Origin of the sequence: Streptomyces sp. NPDC014861 (genome assembly GCF_043081625.1) — a bacterium.
Lineage (GTDB): Bacteria > Actinomycetota > Actinomycetes > Streptomycetales > Streptomycetaceae > Streptomyces.
The window spans coordinates 1-16,686 of record NZ_JBIBWV010000040.1; the positions used below are offsets into that span (position 1 = coordinate 1).

General features: G+C 69.1%; 16 protein-coding genes. 5 read left to right on the forward strand and 11 right to left on the reverse strand.

Going from position 1 to position 16,686, the window contains the following annotated elements; translation table 11 throughout:
• Positions 1–387 precede the first annotated feature (387 nt).
• Complete coding sequence (locus tag ACF1BN_RS37135; protein ID WP_392336020.1) at positions 388–717, forward strand: hypothetical protein; 330 nt, start codon at positions 388–390, stop codon at positions 715–717.
• Between the two features lie 160 nt (positions 718–877).
• Here ACF1BN_RS37135 and ACF1BN_RS37140 read toward each other — a convergent pair whose 3' ends face one another.
• The 4 genes from ACF1BN_RS37140 to ACF1BN_RS37155 form a co-directional block, all read right to left on the reverse strand.
• A complete protein-coding gene (locus ACF1BN_RS37140) occupies positions 878–1,282 on the reverse strand; it encodes an STAS domain-containing protein (RefSeq protein WP_392336021.1) in 405 nt (134 codons plus the stop codon).
• Positions 1,283–1,548: 266 nt separating this feature from the next.
• Positions 1,549–1,959 carry a hypothetical protein gene (locus tag ACF1BN_RS37145; protein WP_392336049.1) on the reverse strand — a complete coding sequence of 137 codons (411 nt, stop codon included), beginning with the start codon at positions 1,957–1,959 and terminating at the stop codon, positions 1,549–1,551.
• An 85-nt stretch (positions 1,960–2,044) separates the two neighbouring features.
• Positions 2,045–3,046 (reverse strand): hypothetical protein, encoded by a 1,002-nt coding sequence (locus ACF1BN_RS37150; RefSeq protein ID WP_392336022.1) that lies wholly within the window; start codon positions 3,044–3,046, stop codon positions 2,045–2,047.
• Entirely contained in the window at positions 3,043–3,291 is a 249-nt protein-coding gene (locus tag ACF1BN_RS37155) for a hypothetical protein (RefSeq protein WP_392336023.1), read from the reverse strand. Before ACF1BN_RS37155 ends, ACF1BN_RS37150 begins: the two co-directional genes overlap by 4 nt.
• Before the next feature lie 371 nt (positions 3,292–3,662).
• Here ACF1BN_RS37155 and ACF1BN_RS37160 point away from each other — a divergent pair, with 371 nt between their 5' ends.
• The 4 genes from ACF1BN_RS37160 to ACF1BN_RS37175 are packed head-to-tail and all read left to right on the forward strand — an operon-like array spanning position 3,663 to position 7,881.
• Entirely contained in the window at positions 3,663–4,163 is a 501-nt protein-coding gene (locus ACF1BN_RS37160; RefSeq protein WP_392336024.1) for a hypothetical protein, read from the forward strand.
• A 54-nt stretch (positions 4,164–4,217) separates the two neighbouring features.
• On the forward strand, positions 4,218–4,832 hold the full coding sequence (locus tag ACF1BN_RS37165) for a tyrosine-type recombinase/integrase (RefSeq protein ID WP_392336050.1): 615 nt from the start codon (positions 4,218–4,220) through the stop codon (positions 4,830–4,832).
• The gene (locus tag ACF1BN_RS37170; RefSeq protein ID WP_392336025.1) at positions 4,829–7,330 is read left to right on the forward strand and encodes a hypothetical protein; all 2,502 of its coding nucleotides are present in this window, start codon (positions 4,829–4,831) and stop codon (positions 7,328–7,330) included. The genes ACF1BN_RS37165 and ACF1BN_RS37170 overlap by 4 nt, the downstream gene beginning before the upstream one ends.
• Complete coding sequence (locus tag ACF1BN_RS37175) at positions 7,327–7,881, forward strand: DUF6262 family protein (protein WP_392336026.1); 555 nt, start codon at positions 7,327–7,329, stop codon at positions 7,879–7,881. The genes ACF1BN_RS37170 and ACF1BN_RS37175 overlap by 4 nt, the downstream gene beginning before the upstream one ends.
• Here ACF1BN_RS37175 and ACF1BN_RS37180 read toward each other — a convergent pair.
• The 7 genes from ACF1BN_RS37180 to ACF1BN_RS37210 form a co-directional block, all read right to left on the reverse strand.
• Positions 7,832–9,199: a hypothetical protein gene (locus ACF1BN_RS37180; RefSeq protein ID WP_392336027.1), complete on the reverse strand. Its 1,368-nt coding sequence runs from the start codon at positions 9,197–9,199 to the stop codon at positions 7,832–7,834. The two genes, ACF1BN_RS37175 and ACF1BN_RS37180, sit on opposite strands and share 50 nt — an antisense overlap.
• Positions 9,200–9,357: 158 nt before the next feature.
• Entirely contained in the window at positions 9,358–9,798 is a 441-nt protein-coding gene (locus ACF1BN_RS37185; RefSeq protein ID WP_392336028.1) for an ATP-binding protein, read from the reverse strand.
• A gap of 199 nt (positions 9,799–9,997) precedes the next feature.
• The gene (locus ACF1BN_RS37190) at positions 9,998–10,912 is read right to left on the reverse strand and encodes a carbohydrate ABC transporter permease (RefSeq protein WP_392336051.1); all 915 of its coding nucleotides are present in this window, start codon (positions 10,910–10,912) and stop codon (positions 9,998–10,000) included.
• A gap of 8 nt (positions 10,913–10,920) precedes the next feature.
• Positions 10,921–11,814, reverse strand: a complete 894-nt coding sequence (locus ACF1BN_RS37195; RefSeq protein ID WP_392336029.1) for a carbohydrate ABC transporter permease — start codon at positions 11,812–11,814, stop codon at positions 10,921–10,923.
• A gap of 91 nt (positions 11,815–11,905) precedes the next feature.
• Positions 11,906–13,222 carry an extracellular solute-binding protein gene (locus ACF1BN_RS37200; RefSeq protein ID WP_392336030.1) on the reverse strand — a complete coding sequence of 439 codons (1,317 nt, stop codon included), beginning with the start codon at positions 13,220–13,222 and terminating at the stop codon, positions 11,906–11,908.
• 41 nt (positions 13,223–13,263) lie between these two features.
• Positions 13,264–14,997, reverse strand: coding sequence for an alpha-glucosidase (locus tag ACF1BN_RS37205; protein ID WP_392336031.1), 1,734 nt, complete (start codon positions 14,995–14,997; stop codon positions 13,264–13,266).
• Positions 14,998–15,085: 88 nt separating this feature from the next.
• Positions 15,086–16,270, reverse strand: coding sequence for an ROK family protein (locus ACF1BN_RS37210; protein ID WP_392336032.1), 1,185 nt, complete (start codon positions 16,268–16,270; stop codon positions 15,086–15,088).
• Between the last annotated feature and the right edge of the window lie 416 nt (positions 16,271–16,686).

Genomic DNA, 16,686 nt, shown 5'->3' on the forward strand with positions numbered 1-16,686 from the left:
AGTTCCCACTCGGCATCACTCAGATCACCCCGCCCCATGTCCACATCAACGACCCGGACACGGAGTAGTCACATGATCGTCCGGACAAGTCCTAGTAATGACCCCCTGCACCAGCCTGCATATGCCGGGAAGGGTCAGCAGGCACTCAACTGGTTCGGGACGCGGCCGACGGCGCGAGGACCTGGCAGGTCGAATAGCTGGTGCTGCTGAGCCGGGGCGGGGCGGCCGATCGCTTCGGCCCGCTCGGCCAGGTCCGTAACGGTTCCGTGTAGGCGAAGAGAGTCTCCCGCACCGCCCGACATGGCGTGACCACGGCCCCCTGGGATCCGGCTTCCGGGACCAGTACCGTCGGCCCGTCCAGACCACTCTCAGAAGGCGGGTGCGCACGTGGCGGAGAAAGATACGGATCCAAGGGGCGGAGTCGTCTGGGGCCTGGCGGGGTTCACGGCCGGCGCCGGTCTGGTACTAAAAGTGGTCAACGCCATGGGCATACAGGAGGGCGACGACCTCACCGCGACGCAGATACTGATCATGATCGTCCTTCTCATCGCCCCGATATGGGTGCTCATGACCATCGCGGAGCGATTGAGCGCCGAGGTCACGGCGGGAAAGAGCACGGAAGCCACGTACTGGACCACGATGACCGGGCTGTCCGTCACCGCGCTCGCCCTCGTCGGCATCACCAGCATCGACGACCTTCTCGCCCTGACCGGATGACAACGCACAGCACCGGCCGGCGCCTCACCTCGGTCTCCAACCCGCACGGACGAAGCCCAGGATGCCGAACGACCCAGCCACTCCCGAGGAGCGGCGCCCACTACCCCCTGTGCCGATACATCCGCCGGACTCTCCGAAGGAACTGAACCAGGGGCCCTTCTCAGGCGGCGTTGTCGAGGGTGATGTCGAAGGTGTGCCGGGTGCCGGTGATGTCGAGGAGGCGGGCGATCGGTCCGGGGAGCGGGCCGATGAGGATGTGCCGCTCGGGCCGGGAGCGGGTGGCGGTGAGTTCGTGGACGAACGCGGAGTCGCCGAAGCGGACGGCCGCCACATCGAGCAGGACCAGCTCGATCTGCGGGGTGCGTACCGCGTCCAGGGCTTCGTGCAGGCACGGGGTGGTGTCGCTGTCGAACTCGCCGCAGAGGACCAGGGCGGCCGTGGTCGGGCAGCCGGCAGGGGCGTAGCGGACAAGAGCGTCGCCCTCGTCGGGGCGCCAGGCGGGTGAGCCGTCGATGAGGTGCAGGCGGGCGCGGGGTCCGTCGCGCTGGGGTCGGTCGGGTATCACGGCAATCGCCTCGATCCGTGAGGAGAGCCCTCAAGGCGGTGCTCCCGCTGGCCTCCGCGGGATCCCAGGCGTCGGGGCCTGGTCTCGAGACGACATCACCGCCGGCGGGAAGGTGGAACGCCGACGGGACCCGGATCGATCCGGTACTCCCACCCTCCTCCCCCGCGAGCCGGAACGCACACCCCGCCGGTGGACGGCTGTGGGCGAGGAGGCGGTACGGCACCACGGTGTGCCTGAAGTTTCCGGGTCCGGCGGGGCGGGGGGTTTCAGGCTGTGGTGAGGGCGGCGAGAGACTTCTGGAGCCGGCGGATCGCGTCCTCGCCATCCGTGTACTGCTGGAGGGTGGGCTGCACGGCGCCGAAGGTCGGTCCCTCGCCCGGGGCCAGGGCGCGCCAGTGCAGAACGGGGGTGAGGGCAGTGGCGGCTGCGCCGAGGAACCAGGCCAGGCGTCCGTGCACGTGCGCCAGGGTGACGGCCAGAACGGCGAGTGCTTGGCGGAGGGCTGCCAGCCGGTCGACCAAGGGCAGCTCTTCGTGGACGTCAGGTGGGCCGATGAGGGCACGCAGGTCGGCAGCGGCCCCGGCAGCCAAGGCATGGTCGGCGGCGCTCAGGATCCACGCGTGCTCACGGACCTGCCGCTCAGCCTCGTCCGCCAACTCCTCGACCACCCTCAGCATCGCCACACACATCAGCCTATGGCCCACGAGGCCGAGGAACGGTCGAGCCCCGGACCCGCGGGGACCCGGGCGCGTCCGACACGCGTCAGGAGGCGTGGCGGTAGGCCCCGGCCGGGCGGACCACGGGATGGCCCCAGCGGGCGTTGAGCCGGTCAATCACCGGCTCGACGCGCAGCCTGGCCTCCCGCTCAGGGTCCAGCGACACCTGCGTGCCGGGTCCGGCGTCGGCGGCCGCCAGGTCTTCGGCGGTGAGGACGAGCCGCCGTATACGGGCGCGTTGGAGGGCCATGCCGTCGAGGATCCGGTACGCCGCCGAGCGGAGGTCTTCGGTGTGTCCGGACGCGGCCGGCAGGGCCCGGGTGCGGGTGACGCTTCCGCCGCCGGCGAGCCCGACGGTCAGGGTGACCTTCCGGGCGACCTGGTCGCGGCGGCGGATCCGCTCGCCGACGGTGACGACGAGGTCGAGGACGGCGGCGCGTACGGTCGCCGCGTCGGTCTCGTCCCGGTGGAAGCCGGTGTGGGCGCTGGTCGACTCCGGCATCCGGTGCGCGGTGATCGTGCGGGGGTCGATGCCGCGGGCCCTCTCGCGCATCAGGCGGCCCTGACGGCCGCCAAGGAGGCGACAGACGACGTCCTCGGGCATCGCCGCGAGCGCGCCGACGGTGTGCAGGCCGAAGCGCCGCAGGGTCGTGGCCTGGGCGGGGCCGATGCCGTGAAGCGCGTCGATCGGGAGCGGGTGGAGGAAGCCCTCGACGGCGCGGTGGTCGGGCAGGTGGAGCAGGCCGTCGGGGCCGGGGTGCGCTGAGGCGGTCGCGGCGGTCGACCAGGTCGGGGCCACCCCGACGTGCACGCGCACGCCGTACAGGGCCAGGGCCCGCAGCTGGAACCGCTGGGCCAGGCGGCGGGGGGTCTCTGCGAAGAGCAGGCTCGCGCCGCGCAGCTGGGCGAGGAGCGCGGTCGGCGGCAGCGGCTGGACGACCGGGGTGTACTCGCTCGCGAGGTCGAGGACGTGCCGGTAGGCATCGGGGGTGGTGTCGGGGTGGCAGCGCACGTGCCAGATCACGTGGTCGCGGGCGGGCTCGCTCATGCCGCCGTCTCCTCGCGTGCGCGGCGGGCGAGCTCGGCGCGGGCGGCGAGCCGCAGGTCCGCCCGCCCGCCGGCGGGCCGGGGACAGGACCAGTACGGGTGGTAGTGCACGGCACTCTCCCAGCGGATCAGGGCACGGCGGAGCGCGGCCGTATGGACGGGGCGGGGGACGGCGAGGGCCTGGTAGGCGGCGGTCGCCCGCGTCTGCGCGGTGAGCAGGTCGAGAGGGAAGGTGGTGCGCTCCATGCCTACAATGCAAACAGATGTTCGAATAACCGTGCAATGCGAGCCGCGCCACCGACCGGACCGGAGAACCGCACCCTAAGCGGCATCCGCCCTTGCCTGAGAAAGCCGCCGCCATGACCGCCCCCGCCCCGTACCAGCCCTCCCCCCGGAACCTGCGGCCCGAGCCTCTGCCCGCTCGGAGCCGCGAGGCTCTGCGCCCGCTGCCAGGCGAAATGCCACAGATACGGCGTCGGAGGCTGCCCGCTTTCTCTCGGGGTGGGCTTGTTGTGGTGTGACGTGGGGTGAGATGGGTTCGTTGAGCTCCTGGGACTCGTTCTCGGGGGGTGCGGCTCTGCGGCGAGTTGTTGCACGACTCGTGGCAGGAGATGTGGATGCGGGCGTTCCCCGTGGTGATGCCGTCCGGTCAGAAGTACTGGACGGTTCTCGATGACGACCTGGAGGTCGTCCCTGTTGTTGATCAGTGGCTTCGCAATCTGCGGTTCGGGCGGGACCGGGCGGAGCTGACGACGAAGGCGTACGCCGGCGGCGTTGCGCTCTACCTGCGGTGGTGTGCTGCGACGAGGCGGGAGTGGGCTGCGGCCGGGCAGGATCTCGGTCTGTTCATGGTCTGGCTGAAGCACACTCCCGTGCCGCGGGACGGGGAGTCGCTGGTGATTCAGCCCGGCCCGGGGGGAAAGTCGGTGCGGGGCGAGCGGCGGATCAACCGGGTGTTGGTCGCGGTGCGGGGTCTGTTGGCGTATGCAGTGTCGGTGAGCCAGGCGCCGCGGTCGGTGCTCGGGCAGATCTACGAGCTCGCGGACAGTCGGGATCTTCCGGTGGAGGCCCGGGGCGAGGACGGGGGCCTGTTCTACCGGCTTCGCCCGGTGCACTAGCTGCGGGAGCCGGAGACCCGGGTGGATCGTGCTGAGGACGCTGAGCTGGTGGCGATGTTCAGCGCCGCCCGCAGCGCGCGGGACCGGCTGGTTGTTCTGCTGGTGGGCCGGGTCGGGCTGCGCCGCGGGCAGGTGGCGGGGCTGCGTCGCAGCGATGTCCATCTGCTTCCGGACTCCCGTGTGCTGGGCTGCGACTACCCGGGTGCTCACGTGCACGTGAAGCGGCGGGAGAACGCGAACGGGGCCTGGTCGAAGTCGCGGCACGCGTGGGTGGCGCCGGTGGACTTCCTGGTGGTGTCCGCGTGCGATCTCTATTACGAGGAGCGGTTCCGGCTGCTGGGTGAGGGTGGGAGCGATTTTCTGCTGGTGAACCTGTTCCGGGAGCCGCTGGGCGCGCCGATGTCGCCGGAGGCAGTCGGGGAGGTGCTGGGGCGGCTCGGTGCCAGAGCCGGTCTGGAACGGCGGGTGGGCGCGCACATGGCGCGGCGGGCGTTCGCTTCGAATGCGGTCGATGCCGGGGCTGCGGCAGATGAGGTGCAGGTGCTGCTGGGGCAGAAGAGTCTGGACTCGCAGGCGCCGTACCTGTTTCCGGATCCGAAGCGGATCCGGGCGGCGATCGAGCGAGTGCCGTCACCGCGCGGGCGGGGCGGCTGGGAGGCGGGACGGTGACGGCCGCGCGTGCTGCCGTCGCGCCGGGCTACGGACCGTCGGCCGAGGACGAACGGCTGGTGCAGATTCTGCGCGCCTTGGACGAGGACTTTCTGCGGGTGCTGGGATGGGACTGGGAGCGGCGGGTGATCACCTGGCCCCGGCAGCATCCGGTGATCGGCCTGCCGGACTGCCCTGTCCCGGGCTGCCCTTCCGCGATCACCGTGCTGACGCATCCGATGTGCGGGGGCTGTCTGGAACGGTGGCGACGCGGGCCGGGAGTGCCGTTGGAAGAGTTCCTGCTCGTGCCGAAGGAGGTCAGCCGCGGGGTCGGCCAGGCCCCGTGTGCGGTCACAGACTGCGGCCGGCCGCGCGACACCGTCGCGGGCCGGCTGTGTCTGGCCCACGTGGGTCAGCAGACCAGGGCGGAGTTCCACGCGTTGGACCTGGAGGAGTTCCTTGCCCACCCGCAGGTGACCGGGCACGCTGCGCTCGGGCCGTGTGAGGTGGTGGCCTGCTTCCTCGGCCGCGTCGGCAGTCCAGCCCCGTACTGCAAAGCGCATGTTCAACGGCTGTACCGGGCCCGGCGGGTGCCGGGGTTCGACGAGACACACTGGCGCCGGACGGACAAGGCGATCTGCACCACGCGCGAGGCGAGTCTGCGCGGCCTGCCGGACCGGCTTGTCGCCGAACTCCTCTACGGCCTGATGATCCGCACCCAGGAGGGCTTCCGGTCCCGCCCCGAGTGCCTGCGCCCCCTCTACGACCGGCTGCGCGCCCACCAGGTGCGCCGACTGGACGAGGTGACCGATCCGGCCGCACACGGGAACCACCGTGAGCAGGTCACGATGGTGCAGACCTGGCAGCGCGCTCTGCGGCTGCTGGACATGACCCCGGAGACCGAACGCATCAAGGACGTGTGGGACATGGCGGCCTTCGGCTACACCGGCCGCATCTCCTTCGCGCCCATTTTGCAGGAGCCTTTGCGGGAGGCGATGAAGGTCTGGGTGTACGACGACCTGCCCCGGCGCCGGAACAAGAACGCGGTCCAGCACATGCGCGCGGTCATCGCCGCCGTCGGCATGCTCTCGGAGAGCCTTCGATTGCAGCGTGAAGACCGCGGCACGGTGCCCGCGGCGTGGAGCCGCAGCGACATCGTCGCCTTCACCAACCGCCTGGGCTACTTCACCTCGACCGGCCGGCTCAGCGCCGCCCGGAGACTGACGTTCACCCGGTTCGTCCGCCGGGTCCTGGCCCGCTTCCGCAGCCTCGGCCTTACCGCAGCCGGGCAGCTGCTGGAAGGGATGCCGGCCGACTTCGCGATCGCGCCGGAGGACATGCCCGACGAGCCCGCAGACACCGAGGCCGGCCGGGATCTGCCGGAAGAGGTGATGCGTGAGCTGTGCGCCCGGCTCGACGACCTGGAGGTCATGAGCGGGACCGAGGTCCGCGTCGCGACCGAGCTGCTCATCGACACCGGCAGGCGCCCTGACGAGATCTACACCCTCGCCTTCGACTGCCTGGAACAGGACTCCGACGGCTCCGACGTCCTCGTCTACGACAACCACAAGGCTTACCGGCTCGGCAGACGTCCGCCGATCGGCGCCGAGACAGCTGCGGTCATCCGGCGCCAGCAGCAGCGCGTCCGCGACCGGTTCCCCAACGCGGACTCCGCAGCCCTACGGCTTCTGCCACGGTCCAAGGCCAACCCGGAAGGCACCAAGCCCCTGACTGAGATGTCGACCCAGCACCGGGCCTGGGTGAACTTCCTGCCCGACCTACTCGTACCGGTCCTCGTCACCGAAGGGGAGCACCGCATCACCCGGCTGATGCCGTTCGACAAGATGCGGATCTTCCCCTACGCCTACCGCCACTGCTACGCCCAGCGGCACGCCGACGCCGGTGTCCCGGTCGACGTCCTGAAGGAGCTGATGGACCACCGCCTGGTCAGCACCACCATGGGCTACTACCGCGTCGGTGAGGAACGCCGCCGCGAAGCCGTCGACCGCGTCACCGCCCTGCAGTTCGACCGTCACGGAAACCGGGTGTGGCGCACCGCGCAGAGCCTGCTCGACTCCGAGCACATCCGTCGCGCGATCGGCGAGGTCGCCACCCCCTACGGAGTGTGCCGCGAACCTTCCAACGTCGCGGCCGGCGGCCACGCCTGCCCGCTCCGCTTCCGCTGCCTGGGCTGTGAGCACTTCTCCACCGATGTCTCCTACCTCCCCGACCTCCAGGCCCACCTTGCCGACCTGCTCCGCAGCCGCGAACGCCTCATGTCCGCCTTCGAAGCCGATGAGTGGGCCCGCGCCCAGGCCATGCCCTCCGAGGAGGAGATTCGCCGGGTGCGCCGCCTGATCGAGCGCGTCCGCATCGATCTCGACGACCTCACCCCCGAGGACCGCGCCCAGATCGAGCAGGCCGTCACCCTCGTACGCCGCAACCGCACCGTCCATCTCGGCATGCCTCGCGTACGCCAGCCCCTGCCCGACGTCCGACCGGCAAGGAACCCGACATGACCACCCCGATGGACACCGGCCGCCACGCCGGAACCGAACGACGACGAACCCGCGTGCAGGACGCCATCACGACCGCGATCCGCGACGGCACCGCGCTGACCACCTCCGCCATCGCCCGCGCAGCAGGTGTCGACCGCACCTTCCTCTACCGCCACCGTGACCTGCTGGAGCATCTGCACACCACCAGCCGCCGCGATGCTGAGACGCTTGGGGCTGGCCCGGTCGTCACTCATGCCTCACTGCAGGCCGATCTCGCCAACGCCCATGCCCGCACCGCTCGCCTTGCCGGACGGGTACAGCAGTTGGAGGCCCGTCTCTCCCAGGAGCTCGGTCAGCGGGCTTGGCAGGAGTCCGGGCTCGGTGCGTCAGCTGACCTTTCGGGCCTGCAGGCCTCGGTGGCCCGTCTTGAACAGCAGGTCGTGGAGCTGACCCGTCAGCTGGAGGAGCAGCAGGATGATCTCGAAGCGGCCAGATCCGCGAACCGGGAGCTGACCAGGGCGCTCAACCAACGGGATGAGCCTCCCCCGTTGGCTGGGCCTCTTCTTCGATGACGGCCGATCCGTCCTCAGCAGCCTTGTTCCAGTGTTTGCGGTAGATCAGGAGGTCTTCCGCGGGTAGGGCCAAGTCCCCGCGGACACGGACGGTGTTTGTGTCCCAGGGGCGTAGTCCGTCGCGGCGGGGAGTCAGTAGGACGCCGAGCGCGGACGACTCCTCCGCCTTGCCGGTGCGTGAGGTCACCTCGTGGTGGCGCAGCTGGACGAAGGCGGTGAACGCGGCCCGGATGTCCTCGTCGAATCGGGTGGCGGCACCAATGATGAGCTGGCGGGTGCCGTCAGCGTCGAGCTGACGTCTGAAGCGCCACTTCGCCTGCTTGTCGGGGACCTGTGGAACGTCGTGGAGCATGTCCAGCAGGAGGTGGCCCCATTCGGTGCGGGCTGCGACGGGAAGCCGGTCGAGGTCGGAGAGCACAGTGTGCCGGTTGGCCTCGGTGAGCAAGCCGCCGAGTGGGGCAAGGGCGAGGTCTTCCAGCATGAAACGGATCATGAGGTGGGCACGGGTTCCGTCGTCTCCGGCGGGCGCCTGTGGCAGCTGCGGGACGGAATGCAGCACGCCGCCCCGACCGACGAGGTCGGTGTCGATTTCGCCTGGCGGGGTGACAGCGTCGGCTGCGGCGAGCTCGTAGTAGCGCACTGGTTCCTCGCCGAGCGGGACGGCTGGTTCCATGGCCGCGCGGAAGAGGTAGTCGAGCACGGCCGTGGTCGAGCGAAGCTGTCCGAACAGGAAGTCCCAGTCGCGGCGGGTCAGGGCGATGGCGGGCATGCCGACCGGCTGCCAGGAGGCAATCGTGCCCGGCGGCACTCCAGGATGGTCGAGAAGGAATACAGAGATCCACTCGTAGTGGTTGCCGTCGACGTTCATGATGCGGCCGCGGCCGTTGACCATGTCCGCCGGCAGCATGCGCAGCTGCCGCACGCTGCCCTTGGCCTGGTTCATCGCCTTGGCAGCGACCTTCTGAATCCAGTTGACCTCAAGGGCGTCGGCTTTCGGAGGGATCGTTCGAGCCTTGACCTGCACGAGTGCGCCGCGCCGGCCCGCAATCAGGAGCCGGTCGCCCTGCTCGCGTGAACCCGAGCCCCTCGCGGCATAGGCGGTCTGCTGGAAGACGAAGTCCGGAAGGCCCCAGGTGGCGGCTGCCGTGTGGGCGGCTATCTCGGCGGCCTTGCCGTGTTCAGGGTGGGCGGGCAGGGGGATGGCCGGGGGGATACGCCGCGTATACGGACCACTGGGTGTGTCAACGATCAAGGTCAGCGAGGTGGGGTCGTCCTCGTCGACGAGACGCCACAAGACCGTTGCTGGTGTATCAGCCATGGCCCATTACATGCTGCTCTGGGCGGGCGTCGCCAGGGTTTTGTCTGAGTTCACGAACGCCGGGCCTTGGGGTCGGTCGCTCCGGATGTAGGGGGACGGTCGTGGTGGTCTGGCTCACGGCTCGTCTCCATCAAGAGGCGGCGCGACCGCTCTGATCGTCAGACGGACTGTGTCTGGAGCGCCATCTGGGCCCATACTGTCTTGCCGCCGGGCAGGCGCTGACACCCGAAAGCACAGGCGAGGGCGTTGACGATAGCAAGGCCACGGCCGTGGTCGTCGTCGCTGTCGTCCCGCGGCACGGTGCTGTTGACGGAGTCGGTGCAGCTGTCGGTCACCTCGATGACGAGCTGCTGGCTCTGGATGCGCAGCTGGAGCTCGGCAGGACCATTTCGAGTGTGCAGGATGGCGTTGGTGATGAGCTCCGAGATGACCACGAGGGCGTCGTCGATGACCGCGGTATCGATGCCCCATCCGGTCAGGACTTTGGCTGCGTGATGGCGTGCTGCTCGGACGGCAGGCTGCGCTTGGCTGAGGGGCAGGCGGCTGCTGAGCGGGCTGGGCTGCTGCTGGGCGGGGAGACGGTCGACGGTGGTGTTCATGGCGGGCCTCGGTCGAGGTAGTGCGGTGGCAGCGGGACGCGGTGTGGCCGGTCTCGCTGCCGGAGCGTTGGGTGCGAGCGGTTGTCCTCCTGGGTGTCGGGGCGTGGAAGTCGACGGTCGGGCTTGGCGGTGTGCAGGTGGTGCACCCCGGACCCGGTAGCGGGGCGACGGAGACCGGGTCCGGGGTGGCTTGGTGGGGTTACTTCACGGCGCCGGCGGTGAGGCCGCGGGTGAGGGATCGCTGGAAGATGAGGAAGAAGACGACCATCGGGATGACGCCGAGGAGGGCCGCGGCGCTCAGGGAGGTGGGGTCGCTGGTGTACTGGCCCTGCAGGACGGACAGGCCGAGGGGGACGGTCTGGTTGTCGTTGGAGATGAGCAGGACGAGGGGGTAGAGGAACTCGTTCCAGCTCCAGACGAAGAAGAAGACGCACATCACCGACAGGGTGGGCCAGCTCATGGGCAGGACGATGCGCCACAGGATGGTCCAGCGTCCGGCGCCGTCGAGGGAGGCGGCTTCGATGAGTTCCTTGGGGAAGCTGGCGAAGACGGAGGAGAGCAGGTAGGTGCCGAAGGCGCTGTAGGTGATGCCGACGAGGATGGTGTAGCCGATCTTCCCGTCGTACAGGCCCATCTCCTTGAACAGGTAGTAGATGGGGTAGACGAGGCCTTCTTGCGGCAGGACGTTGATGCCGAGGAAGAAGACGAGGAACGCGGTGCGCCAGCGGACGCGGCCGATGCCGATGGCGTAGGCGTTGAAGAGGGCCAGGACGACGGCGATGAGGACGACGCCGAGGCTGATCTGGATGCTGTTGATCAGCTTCTGGGTGAACTCGACGCGTTCCCAGACGTCGCCGATGACGGCCCAGTTCCATTCCTCGGGCAGGGACAGCGAGCCGTTGGCCCGGTAGTCGGCGCCGGTCTTGAAGGAGTTGAGCAGGATGATGGCGAAGGGGGAGAGGAAGGCCAGGACGAAGACGGCGACCGCAGCGATGACGGCATAGGAGCCGGCGCCTCGCTTGCGAGCGGAGTACTTCTTGCGGGGCTTGGGGGCGGCGTGGCCGCGAGGGGTCTGCTTGGACGGGGCGGGCTGCGCCGTGGGTTCGGTCGTCATGGTCATCGTCATCCGTCCTCACGGGCCTGGCGGGCGAGCATCGTCCCGGCGATGATCAGCACGAGCAGGGTGATCGTGGTGGAGATGGCCGATCCGTAGCCGACGTCGGCGCGCTCGAAGAAGTTCTGGTAGGCGAAGTAGGCCGGGACGAGGGTGGAGTTTCCGGGGCCGCCGCCGGTGAGGACGAAGATCTGGGCGAAGACCTTCAGGCCGGCGATGGTGGTGGTGACGAGGACGACGTAGATCTCGGGGCGCAGGATGGGGACGGTGATGCGGGTGAACCGCTGCCACCAGGTGGCGCCGTCGAGGGAGGCGGCTTCGTAGAGCTCGGGGTCGATGCGCTGGAGGCCGGACATGAACAGCACGAGCGGGTAGCCGAGCTGCATCCAGACGAGGACGGCCAGGACCATCCACAGGGCGAGGTCGGGGTCGCCGAGCCAGTTCTGGGTCAGTGAGCTGAGGCCGAGGGTGTCGAGGATGCTGTTGATGGCACCTTCGGGGGCGAGGATCCAGCCCCACATCAGGCCGGTGACGGCGACGGGGATGACCTGGGGGAGGTAGAGGCCGGAGCGGAAGACGCTGACGACGCCGTCGCCGTGCTTCTTGCCGATGTAGTCGTACAGCAGGGCGGCGAGGAAGAGGCCCAGGAGGGTGGGGACGACCGCGATGCCGATGATGACGAAGGCGATGTTGCGGAAGGATGCCCAGAAGTCGGCGTCCTGGAAGAGCCGGGTGTAGTTGTCCAGGCCGATGAAGGTCGGGTCTCCGATGCCCTGCCAGGTGGTGAGGCTGTAGTAGAAGGTCATCACCAGCGGGACGACGAGGAAGAGCAGGCTGAGCAGGAGGCCCGGTACGAGGAAGACGGCGTAGCCCGTCGACCGCGGGTGACGTGTGCTTTTCACTGTTGCTCCTGGGTGGGCGGGACGGCGTCCGTCGGGCGGAGCGCCGTCCCCTGAACGGCGTGGGGTGGCCGCGGGTGGGCGGCCGGGGGCCTCAGGACCGGGTGGCGACGTACTTGTCGTAGGGGGCTGCGAGCTCGTCCAGGACGGTGTCGGGCTTGGTGCCGTTCATCAGGTTCTGGGTGGAGGACAGCCAGGTGTCGTAGTAGCCGGCGACGGGCCAGTCGGGGTAGAACGCCAGGCCGCGGCCGTTCTGGGCGGCGTGGAAGGCGGTGACGAGTTCGCGGGACTTGACGTTGGAGATCGCGTCGGCCTTGACCGCGAGGGGGACGTTGCCCTCTTCGCCGATGAGCTTCTGGATCTTGTCCGACATGGTGATCTCGATGAAGTCCTCGGCGAGCTTCTTGTTCTTCGCCTTGGTGGGGATGACCCAGTTGTTGCCGCCGGAGCCGAGGGTCTTCTCGCTGCCCGGGTAGGGGGCGGTGGACCACGTGAAGTTCTTGGCGTCGGTGAGCAGGCCGCCGTTCCACCAGTTGCCGCCGACCATGATCGGGCGCTTCTGGGAGACGAACTGCTCGGTCATGTTGTTGCCCTTGAGACCGACGTCCTTCTTCTCGAAGTAGCCCTTGTCGACCCACTCCTGGTACTTGTTCGCCGCGTAGGTGAACTCGGGGCCGTGGAAGTCGACCTTGCCCTTGTACAGCTGGTAGTTGTCGACCCAGGTGTCGTCGGCCTTGGACAGGGCCAGCAGGTACAGCCAGTGGCCGGCGGGGTGGTCGTTGCCGGCGTTGGCGAGCGGGGTGACGCCGGCGGCCTTGAACTTGGCGAGCGCGGCTTCGAAGCTGGCGAAGTCGGTGGGCTTGGCGACGTTGTGCTTCTTGAACAGGTCGTCGTTGTAGTAGGTGAGGACGAACTCGCCGTAGTTGGGGACGCCGTACCACTTGTCGCCGCCCATTTCGCCCTTGGCGTCGTAGCGGGCGGTGACGGAGGCGCTCTCGCCGACCTTCTTGTCCCAGCCGCGTTCCTTGACGACGGTGGTGAGGTCGGTGAGCAGGCCCTGCTTGGCGAGGAGGCCGGTGGTGGCGTTGCCCTTGTTGTACTCCATGACGTCGGGCGCCTTGTCGGAGTTCAGGATCATGCCGGCGTTCTGCTGGATCTGCTCGAACGCCTTCTGCTCGAACTCGACCTTGACGCCGGGGTGGGTCTTCTTGAACTCCTCTATGGCCGCCGCCCACGCCTTGCCGAGCGCGCCGTCCTTGTCCTCGTAGTGCCACAGGCGCAGGGTGTTCGCGTCGCCTTCGGCTGTGTCGGAGCCGCCGCAGGCGGTCAGGGGGGCCAGCAGGGCCAGGGCGGTGACCGCGAGCAGGAGCGGCTTGCTGCGCCGGGCGGTGCGGGTGCGCGGGTTGTTCATGGCTGTTTCCTTGGTGTGCGTCGTTGCTACAAGGGGTGGTGTCAGCGGGTGCGGCGGTGGACGCGGGCTTCCCACGGCTGCAGGGTGTGCGGGCTCGTGAGGGGCTGGGTGGCGGGGGTGTTGGCGATGAGGATGTCGCTGTGTTCCCAGCCGTCGGGGAGGTCGACGGTGAGGTCGTCTCCGGTGAAGTTGGCCAGGACGAGGAGCTCGGTGCCGGTGGCCGTGTCGTGGCGGGTGAAGGCGTAGAGCTGCTCGTGGTCGGGGTGGACCATGTGGAAGTCGCCGTGGGTGAGGGCGGGCTCCGTGTGGCGCAGGGCGATCAGGCGCCGGTAGTAGTGGAAGACGGAGTCCGCGTCGGCGAGCTGGTGCTCGGCGTTGACGTCCTTGTGGTCGGGGTTGACGGCGATCCAGGGGGTGCCGGTGGTGAAGCCGGCGTGCTCGGTGGCGTCCCACTGCATGGGGGTGCGGGCGTTGTCGCGGCTGATGCGGCGCAGGCCGTCGAGGACGGTTTCCTCGTCGTCGCCGCGCTCGATGCGGTCCCGGTAGTGGTTGAGGGACTCAATGTCGCGGAAGTCGCCGATGGAGGTGAAGGGGAAGTTGGCCATGGCCAGCTCTTCGCCCTGGTAGACGTAGGGGGTGCCGCGGTGCAGGTGCAGGACGGTGGCCAGCAGCTTGGCGGAGCGGTCGCGCCGGGCGGGGCTGTCGTCGCCGAAGCGGGAGACGATGCGCGGCTGGTCGTGGTTGTTCCAGTACAGGCTGTTCCAGCCCATCTCGCCCAGGCCGGTCTGCCAGCGGCCGAGGCTGGCCTTGAGGTCGGTCAGCTTCAGGGGATGGACGTCGAACTTTCCGCCGGGGCCGTGGTCAAGGCCGACGTGCTCGAACTGGAAGACCATGTCGACCTCGCGGCGGGCGGGGTCGGTGAAGAGCTTGGCGTCCTCGACGGTGACGCCGGGCATCTCGCCGACGGTCAGCAGCTTGCGGGGGTGGCCGGCGAAGACCTCGCGGTGCATCTCGGCCAGGTACTCGTGGATGCGCGGCCCGCACATGTAGTGGGGGCTGCCGTCGCCGTGCCGGGCGCCTTCGTGGACGATGCCGTCGGGCAGGCCGGGCGTCTTTGAGATGAGGTTGATGACGTCCATGCGGAAGCCGTCGACACCCCGCTCCAGCCACCAGCGCATCATGGCGTGGACGGCCTGGCGGACCTCGGGGTTCTCCCAGTTGAGGTCGGGCTGCTTGCGGGAGAACAGGTGCAGGTAGTACTCGCCGCCGGCCGGGTCGTAGGTCCAGGTGGGGCCGGAGAAGAACGAGCCCCAGTTGTTGGGCTCGGCGCCGGGGGTGCCAGGCTCCATACCTTCGCGGGCGGGGCGCCAGATGTACCAGTCGCGCTTGTCGCCGGCCGGGCCGCCGTCGCGGGAGGCGGTGAACCAGGGGTGCTCGTCGCTGGTGTGGTTGACGACGAGGTCCATGACGAGCTTCATGCCGCGCTCGTGGACCGCGGCCAGGAGGCGGTCGAAGTCCGCCAGGGTGCCGAAGAGCGGGTCGATGTCCTGGTAGTCGCTGATGTCGTACCCGTTGTCGTCGTGCGGGGACGGGTAGACCGGGGAGAGCCACAGGACGTCGACGCCGAGCTGGGAGAGGTAGTCGAGTCGGCCGATGATGCCTTGCAGGTCTCCGATGCCGTCGGCGTCGGAGTCGGCGAAGCTGCGCGGGTAGATCTGGTAGACCACCGCGTCGCTCCACCAGGAGTCGGCGGGACCGGGCGTGTTCTCAGGCACGTCAGAACCTCATCGTGATAGCTCGATTACTTAAAGTGACTGTTCTTGGGTGTGTTGACCCGTCGCGGGGCGGGCCGCGGTATGGGCTCTAGGAGAGGGTCGCGCCTACCGTGTCGCGGATGACCAGGCAGGCCGCTCCGCGCGCCCACAGGTCGTGCTGCACGGGATCGACGTGGATCTGGCAGTCCCGGGCCGCGGTGGAGAAGGCGTGCTCTTCGAGGGCCTGGGTCATGGCGGGGCCGAAGAGGTCGTAGGCGACCGCCCCCTCCCCTGCGAGGATGATCTTCTGCAGGTTGAGCAGGTTGCACATGCCGGCCAGGCCGCGTCCCAGCCCCCTCCCGGCCTCGGCGAAGGCCGAGAGGGCCACGTTGCGGGAGGCGGGCTTGCCCGTGCGGGCCAGGGTGATCGCGTCCCCTATGGAGGCGCAGGGGAAGCCCGCGTCCTGCAGGTGGCACAGCACGGCGCGGTCCCCGGCGAGGGCTTCCAGGCATCCGCGGCGGCCGCAGCTGCACATGGGCCCGGCCGGGTCCAGCGGCATGTGGCCGAGCTCGCCGGCGAGGCCGGTGGCGCCGGAGAACAGGTTGCCGTCGAGGAGGAGCCCGCATCCGATGCCGGGGCCGACGGTGACGACGGCGAAGGAGTCGACGTCGCGCCCCTCGCCGAACCAGCGTTCGGCGACGACGAGGGTGTTGACGTCGTTGTTCACGACCACCGGCAGGCCGGTGGCCTGCTGCAGCGGGCCGGCCACGTCGACCTTGTTCCAGTCGAGCAGGGCCGAGTAGCGGCAGACCCCGGCGGCGGAGTCGACGTGACCGCTGACCCCGACACCGAGACCGAGAACCCTGTCCGCTGCTTCGGGCGCCTGGGAGAGGAGCCTGCTCGTCACGGTGGCGGCGGCGGCGAGAGCGGTCTCGGGACTGCAGTCGGCGATCGGCTCCTCGTCCCGGGCCAGCACGTTGGCCGCCATGTCGGTGACCACCCCCGAGACCTGCGCGGGGCCGATCTTCAGACCGACGACGATGTGCTTGTCCGGATTGACGTGCAGCATCTTCTGCGGGCGGCCCCGGCCGTGGGGCGCGGTGTCGTCCTCCTCCCGCAGATACCCGTGCTCCAGCAGGGGAGGAAGCATCCGGGTCACGCTGGAGGGCACGAGCCCCAGCCGCTGCGCGAGCTGGGTGCGGGAGATGGGCCCCGCGGTGAGCACCGTCGCAAAGATCTCCGCGCGGGTCTGCTCACCGACAAGCTCCGAGAAACGGATCTTGGACGGACTCATCACTCATGCCTCCAGGGCTGGCATCGGTCAGGGGCGCTCGGGCCGGGGCGTCACCGTCGGACCCGACGGCGCGGTAACAGCCTTCGCGAGAGTACGGCGACCGCCATGGCGACCTCCTCGTTTCTCCCACCAGCCGGCCTCCCGCAGCGGGGGTCGACTGCCTATGTCAGGAGTCTGCGCCCCCCGTTTTTATTGCGTCAAGGAAGAAAACTTCGTGTTACGGAACCGTGATGCTGATCTTGCGGACACGATTCAGGGATCAATTCGGGGCAATCGAGGCACTCGCTCGGGGGGTGGCCGCAGAGGCCGGAATCAGTCTTGCTCATTTCATTGACACGACGAAGAAATGACGGGACGTTATCCGGCAGTCGCAGGACGCCCGGCAACCGGTCGGAACCCCGGACCCATGCCGTGCC